Origin of the sequence: Nocardioides oceani (genome assembly GCF_030412965.1) — a bacterium.
Classification (GTDB): domain Bacteria; phylum Actinomycetota; class Actinomycetes; order Propionibacteriales; family Nocardioidaceae; genus Nocardioides; species Nocardioides oceani.
Window position 1 is genome coordinate 831,174 of sequence record NZ_JAUHJQ010000002.1, and the last position, 6,000, is coordinate 837,173.

Consider the following 6,000-nt stretch of genomic DNA (forward strand, 5'->3'; position numbering starts at 1 on the left):
CTTCCTACCGCCGGCGCGACGCGCAGCGGCAAGATGGACAGAGCCCCACCAGACGTCACGAGGAGAACCAGCAGTGGCCAGTCAGGACAGCTTCGGTGCCAAGAGCACCCTGGACGTGGACGGACAGTCCTACGAGATCTACCGCCTCGACGCGGTGACGGGGGAGGGCCTGGACGTCGAGACGCTGCCCTTCAGCCTCAAGGTCCTGCTCGAGAACCTCCTGCGCACCGAGGACGGCGCGGACATCACCGCCGACGACATCAAGGCCCTCGCGGGCTGGGACGCCGACGCGCACCCGGACAAGGAGATCCAGTTCACGCCGGCGCGCGTGATCATGCAGGACTTCACCGGCGTGCCCTGCGTCGTCGACCTCGCCACCATGCGCGAGGCGATGGCCGAGCTCGGCGGCGACCCGTCGCGGATCAACCCGCTCGCCCCGGCCGAGATGGTCATCGACCACTCCGTGATCGCCGACGTCTTCGGCTCGCCCGAGGCGTTCGAGCGCAACGTGGAGATCGAGTACGAGCGCAACCGCGAGCGCTACCAGTTCCTGCGCTGGGGCCAGGGCGCCTTCGACGACTTCAAGGTCGTCCCCCCGGGCACCGGCATCGTCCACCAGGTCAACATCGAGCACCTCGCCCGCACCGTCATGGTGCGCGACGGCGTCGCCTACCCCGACACCTGCGTCGGCACCGACTCCCACACCACGATGGTCAACGGCATCGGCGTGGTCGGCTGGGGCGTCGGCGGCATCGAGGCCGAGGCCGCGATGCTCGGCCAGCCGGTCTCCATGCTCATCCCGCGCGTGGTCGGCTTCAAGCTCAACGGCGACCTGCCCGAGGGCTCCACCGCCACCGACCTGGTGCTCACGATCACCGAGATGCTGCGCAAGCACGGCGTCGTCGGCAAGTTCGTGGAGTTCTACGGCCCCGGCGTCTCCGCCCTGCCGCTGGCCAACCGCGCCACGATCGGCAACATGAGCCCGGAGTTCGGCTCGACCATCGCGGTCTTCCCGATCGACGAGCAGACCATCGACTACCTCGAGCTCACCGGTCGCCCCGAGGAGCAGCTGAAGCTGGTCGAGGCCTACGCCAAGGAGCAGGGCCTCTGGCACGACCCGGACGCCGAGCCGCGGTACTCCGAGAAGCTCGAGCTGGACCTCTCCACGGTCGTCCCGTCGCTCGCCGGCCCGAAGCGCCCGCAGGACCGCGTCGCGCTCTCCGACGCCCGCGAGGCGTTCCGCGTCGCGCTGGCCGACTACGTCAGCGCCGACGAGACCGGTGGCGAGAGCCGCAAGCCGGGCGTCCCGCAGAACGACAAGCCGTACGGCGTCACGACCGGCGCGGACGAGGCCTCGGCCGAGTCCTTCCCGTCCTCGGACCCGCCGGCCACCAACGGCAACGGCGACGGCCACGACGCCGCCGACGCCCCCGCCGATTGGCACACCGCCGCGGCCAACGCCGACGGCCGTCCGTCCGACCCGGTCCGGGTGACCCTCGAGGACGGCACGGAGTTCGAGCTCGACCACGGCGCCGTCACGATCGCCGCGATCACCTCGTGCACCAACACCTCGAACCCGTCGGTCATGATCGGCGCCGCGCTGCTGGCGAAGAAGGCCGTCGAGAAGGGCCTGCAGCGCAAGCCGTGGGTCAAGACCACGCTCGCGCCCGGCTCGCAGGTCGTCTCGGACTACTACGAGCGCGCCGGCCTGACGCCGTACCTCGACAAGCTGGGCTTCAACCTCGTCGGCTACGGCTGCACCACCTGCATCGGCAACTCCGGCCCGCTCATCCCCGAGGTCTCCGCCGCGGTCAACGAGAAGGACCTCGCGGTCGTCTCGGTGCTCTCCGGCAACCGGAACTTCGAGGGCCGGATCAACCCCGACGTGAAGATGAACTACCTCGCGTCCCCGCCGCTGGTCGTCGCCTACGCGCTGGCCGGCTCCATGGACGTCGACCTGTTCAACGACCCGCTGGGCAAGGACGCCGACGGCAACGACGTCTTCATGAAGGACATCTGGCCCTCCCCGCAGGAGGTCGAGCAGGTCATCGGCGAGGCGATCACCTCCGACATGTTCGGCTCGTCCTACTCCGACGTCTTCGCCGGTGACGAGCGCTGGCAGTCGCTGCCGACGCCCGAGGGTGACACGTTCGCCTGGGACGCCGAGTCGACCTACGTCCGCAAGCCCCCGTACTTCGAGGGCATGCCCGACGAGCCGGAGGCCGTCACCGACATCGAGGGCGCCCGCGTGCTCCTCAAGCTCGGCGACTCGGTCACCACCGACCACATCAGCCCGGCTGGTGCGATCAAGAAGGACTCGCCGGCCGGCCGCTACCTCGCCGAGCACGGCGTGGAGTCGCGCGACTTCAACTCCTACGGCTCGCGCCGCGGCAACCACGAGGTCATGATCCGCGGCACCTTCGCCAACATCCGGCTGCGCAACCAGCTCGCGCCGGGCACCGAGGGTGGCGTCACGCGTGACTTCACCAACGGCGGCGAGGTGACCACGGTCTTCGAGGCCTCGGAGAACTACATCGCCGCGGGCACCCCGCTGGTCGTCCTGGCCGGCAAGGAGTACGGCTCCGGCTCCTCGCGCGACTGGGCCGCCAAGGGCACCTCGCTGCTGGGCGTCAAGGCCGTCATCGCCGAGTCCTACGAGCGCATCCACCGCTCGAACCTCATCGGCATGGGCGTCATCCCGCTGCAGTTCCCCGAGGGCGAGACCGCCGAGAGCCTCGGCCTGACCGGCGAGGAGGAGTTCTCCATCACCGGCATCACCGAGCTCAACGAGGGTCGCACCCCCAAGACCGTCAAGGTCACGGCGGGCGACGTCGAGTTCGACGCGGTCGTCCGCATCGACACCCCCGGCGAGGCGAACTACTACCGCAACGGCGGCATCATGCAGTACGTCCTGCGGAACCTGCGGAAGGCGTGACCTGACGCTCCTGGGGCTCTCGCTCCCCGCGCTGCTCACGGTGGCCCTGGCCTTGCTGGCCGGGGCCACCGTGCAGTCGTTGGTGGGGCTGGGCCTCGGGCTGGTCGCCGCGCCCGTCGTCGCGCTGGTCGACCCCCACCTGCTGCCGGAGGTCACGCTCTGGCTGGCCTGCACCTACCCCGTGGTCACCCTGCTGGGCGAGCACTCCGGCATCGACTGGGACGGGCTCGCCTGGTCCATGCCGACCCGCGTCGTCGGCACCGTGCTCGGCGTGGCGGCGGTCGCCCACCTCAGCAGGAGCCTGCTCGCGGTGGTCGTGGCGGTGATGGTGCTCGTCGCGGTCGCGCTCACCTGGCGCGCCGTCCGCGTGCCGCTCAACCGCGGCACCCTGATGGCCGCCGGCCTCGTCTCCGGGCTCTCGGGCACCGCGACGTCGATCGGCGGACCGCCGATGGCGATCCTCTACCAGCACCGCCCGCCCCAGCAGATCCGCACGACGATGGCGGTCTACTTCAGCGTCGGTGCCGGGCTCTCCCTCGTCGGCCTCGGCATCGTCGGCGAGCTCGAGGCGCACCGGTTCGCCCTGGCCGCGCTGCTCTCGCCCGTCCTGCTCCTGGGCGCCTGGATCGGCGGCGTCCTGCGCCCGCGGGTCCCGGAGGCACGCGTCCGGCCCGCGGTGCTCCTGGTCTGCGCGGCCTCGGCGGCCGTGCTCCTGGTCCGGACGCTGGTCGGCTAGACCGGTCGGCCCCGACCCCTCCGGACGGACCCTTCGGGGCGTGTGGGGGATGACGAGGCAGGAGGACCCTCATGATCACCTTGCGCGACCGGTTGGCCGATCTCGCCGACACCGCCGAGCAGGCACCCGGCGACGACCACCTCGTGCCGGGCGCGGCGGCGCTGTGGGAGCGCGGCGTGCGTCGGGCGCGGCTGCGTCGCTCGGCCTCGGTCGCGGCGGTGGCGGCCGTCGTGGTCCTCGTGGCGGCGGGCCTCGCGGTTCGCACCGACCCGCCGGCGCCGCTCCCGGCGGACGTCCCGTTCGAGCGGCTGCACCTGCCCGAGCAGGTCCGGCCGCCGGGGACGTGGTCGGACGCCGAGGCGCCGGCCGGCCCGTTGGCGGCGGTGGGCCTGTTCCTCCGGACCAGGCCCGAGGGCCTGTTCGGCGAGCGGCAGTCGCTCGAGGTCTTCGGCGTCTCCGCGGTCGACGGGCGGGCCGGGTGGCTCGACCTGCCGGGCGTGAGCGTCGAGTCGCAGGGGCTGGTCGGGTGGTTCGCGCTGTCCCCGGACGGGCGGTGGGTCGGGTGGACGCGGCACGAGGAGCCGCGGCGCGCCGGTGCCTCGGCCCCGCAGGTGGGGTGGTCGGTGCTCGACACGACCACCGGCGAGGTCCGCGAGCTGGCCGACCCCCGGGTGCGCCGGGTCGTCGACGCGACCGACCTCGCGTTCTCCGGGGACTCCCGGCTCCTGCTCACGAGCCACGAGGTGCGCAGCGGGCCGGGCCCCCGCAGCCACCGGTTCGTCGCGTTCGACGTCCGCACCGGCGAGCGCACGGTCGTCGAGCAGCCGGGGGAGAAGTGGGTGCCGTCGTTCGGCTCGTCGCCCTCCGGGATCGTCTGGTCCCGGGGTCAGACGGTCCACCGGCTCGACCCGCTCACCGGCGAGCGGCGCGCGCGGCCCCTCCCGCAGTCGGTCGTCGTCGCCTCGTGGGGGCCCGACGACCGCGCGTTCGCCTACGTCGGCCGGCGCCCGGGGGCCGAGGGTGGGCGCGAGCGGCTGTACGCCGGCCGGTCGGTCGCCGAGGCCCGCGACCGGGCGTTGCCGCTCGACGTCCGGCCGGGGCAGCTGCTCGGCTGGCGCGACGAGCGCCACGTGGTGGTCGGCCACTGGCGCACGACGGTGCGCGTGGTCGACGTGGTGACCGGCGAGTCCGAGTCGGTCGACCTGGGCAGCGCGGCCTCGAGGTACAGCGCACCGCTGCTCGCCGGGGACCTCTGGCAGAACCCGATGGTCCCGGCGGTGGAGCAGGCGGGCGGGAGCGACCCGCGCCGGCCGTACCACCTGGGCGCCGCCGTGGTGGGCGCCGCCGCGCTGGTCGGCCTGCTGTGGGCCAGGAGGCGTCGGCGTGTCCGCGGCTGAGCGCGGCCGGAGCGGGTTCGAGCTGTTCGTCGCGGCCCGGCGAGCGGCGCTCCTCCGGACGGCGTACCTGCTCACGGGCAACCACCACGACGCCGAGGACCTCGTCCAGGTGGCGCTGGTGAAGGTCGTCCCGCACTGGGACCGCATCGCCGACCACCCCGAGCCGTACGTGCGACGCGTGCTGGCGCGCGAGAGCGTGTCGCGGTGGCGGCGACGAAGCTGGCGCGAGATGAGCACCGCCGAGCTGCCGGAGGTGCGGACGTCCGGCGACGAGGCGGGAGAGGTGTCCGACCGCGACCTGCTCCGGTCGGCGCTGGCCGCCCTGCCGCCCCGGCAGCGGGCGGTGGTCGTGCTGCGCTACCACGAGGACCTGACCGAGCGGCAGACCGCCGAGGCGCTCGGCATCGCGGTCGGCACCGTGAAGTCGCAGGCGCGCGACGGGCTGGCCAGGCTGCGCTCGCTGGTCCCCGAGGTGGTCGACGACGTGCCGACTACCGTGGAGGCATGATCGTCGCGTTCAGCATCAGCCCCATCACCGGCGACGAGACCGGTGGCGTCTCCGAGGCGGTCGCCGCCGCGGTCCGGGTCGTCCGCGAGTCCGGTCTGCCGAACGAGACCAACGCGATGTTCACCAACATCGAGGGGGAGTGGGACGAGGTGATGGCCGTGGTGAAGAGGGCCGTCGACGTCGTCGCCGAGGTCTCGCCGCGCGTGGGCCTGGTGCTGAAGGCCGACATCCGCCCCGGCTTCACCGGCCAGCTCAGCGCGAAGGTCGAGCGGGTCGAGCGCGCGCTCGAGCAGGCGTGAGCGACGCGGCTCCGGAGCCGGGTCCGCCGCCCGGTCCGCCCTTCGGTCCGCCCTTCGGTCCGCCCCCCGGTCCGCCCCTCGGTCCACCTCCGAGCGGTCCTCCGGGAGCGCCGCCCCGCCCGCCG

General features: G+C 73.1%; 5 protein-coding genes. All 5 read left to right on the forward strand.

Annotated elements, in window-relative coordinates:
• Positions 1 to 73: 73 nt before the first annotated feature.
• The 5 genes from QWY28_RS09565 to QWY28_RS09585 all read left to right on the forward strand — a co-directional run bounded on the left by QWY28_RS09565 (position 74) and on the right by QWY28_RS09585 (position 5,875).
• Positions 74 to 2,935, forward strand: a complete 2,862-nt coding sequence (locus QWY28_RS09565; protein ID WP_300952270.1) for an aconitate hydratase — start codon at positions 74 to 76, stop codon at positions 2,933 to 2,935.
• Between the two features lie 40 nt (positions 2,936 to 2,975).
• A complete protein-coding gene (locus tag QWY28_RS09570; protein ID WP_300952271.1) occupies positions 2,976 to 3,671 on the forward strand; it encodes a sulfite exporter TauE/SafE family protein in 696 nt (231 codons plus the stop codon).
• A gap of 71 nt (positions 3,672 to 3,742) precedes the next feature.
• Positions 3,743 to 5,068, forward strand: coding sequence for an NHL repeat-containing protein (locus QWY28_RS09575; protein ID WP_300952272.1), 1,326 nt, complete (start codon positions 3,743 to 3,745; stop codon positions 5,066 to 5,068).
• On the forward strand, positions 5,055 to 5,576 hold the full coding sequence (locus QWY28_RS09580; RefSeq protein WP_300952273.1) for a SigE family RNA polymerase sigma factor: 522 nt from the start codon (positions 5,055 to 5,057) through the stop codon (positions 5,574 to 5,576). The genes QWY28_RS09575 and QWY28_RS09580 overlap by 14 nt, the downstream gene beginning before the upstream one ends.
• Positions 5,573 to 5,875 (forward strand): thiamine-binding protein, encoded by a 303-nt coding sequence (locus tag QWY28_RS09585; RefSeq protein WP_300952274.1) that lies wholly within the window; start codon positions 5,573 to 5,575, stop codon positions 5,873 to 5,875. The genes QWY28_RS09580 and QWY28_RS09585 overlap by 4 nt, the downstream gene beginning before the upstream one ends.
• Positions 5,876 to 6,000: the final 125 nt, after the last annotated feature.

Coding starts and splice junctions, on each gene's coding strand:
- QWY28_RS09585 (WP_300952274.1), top strand. CDS start 5,573: ATGATCGTCGCGTTCAGCATCAGCCCCATCACCGGCGACGAGACCGGT.
- QWY28_RS09575 (WP_300952272.1), top strand. CDS start 3,743: ATGATCACCTTGCGCGACCGGTTGGCCGATCTCGCCGACACCGCCGAG.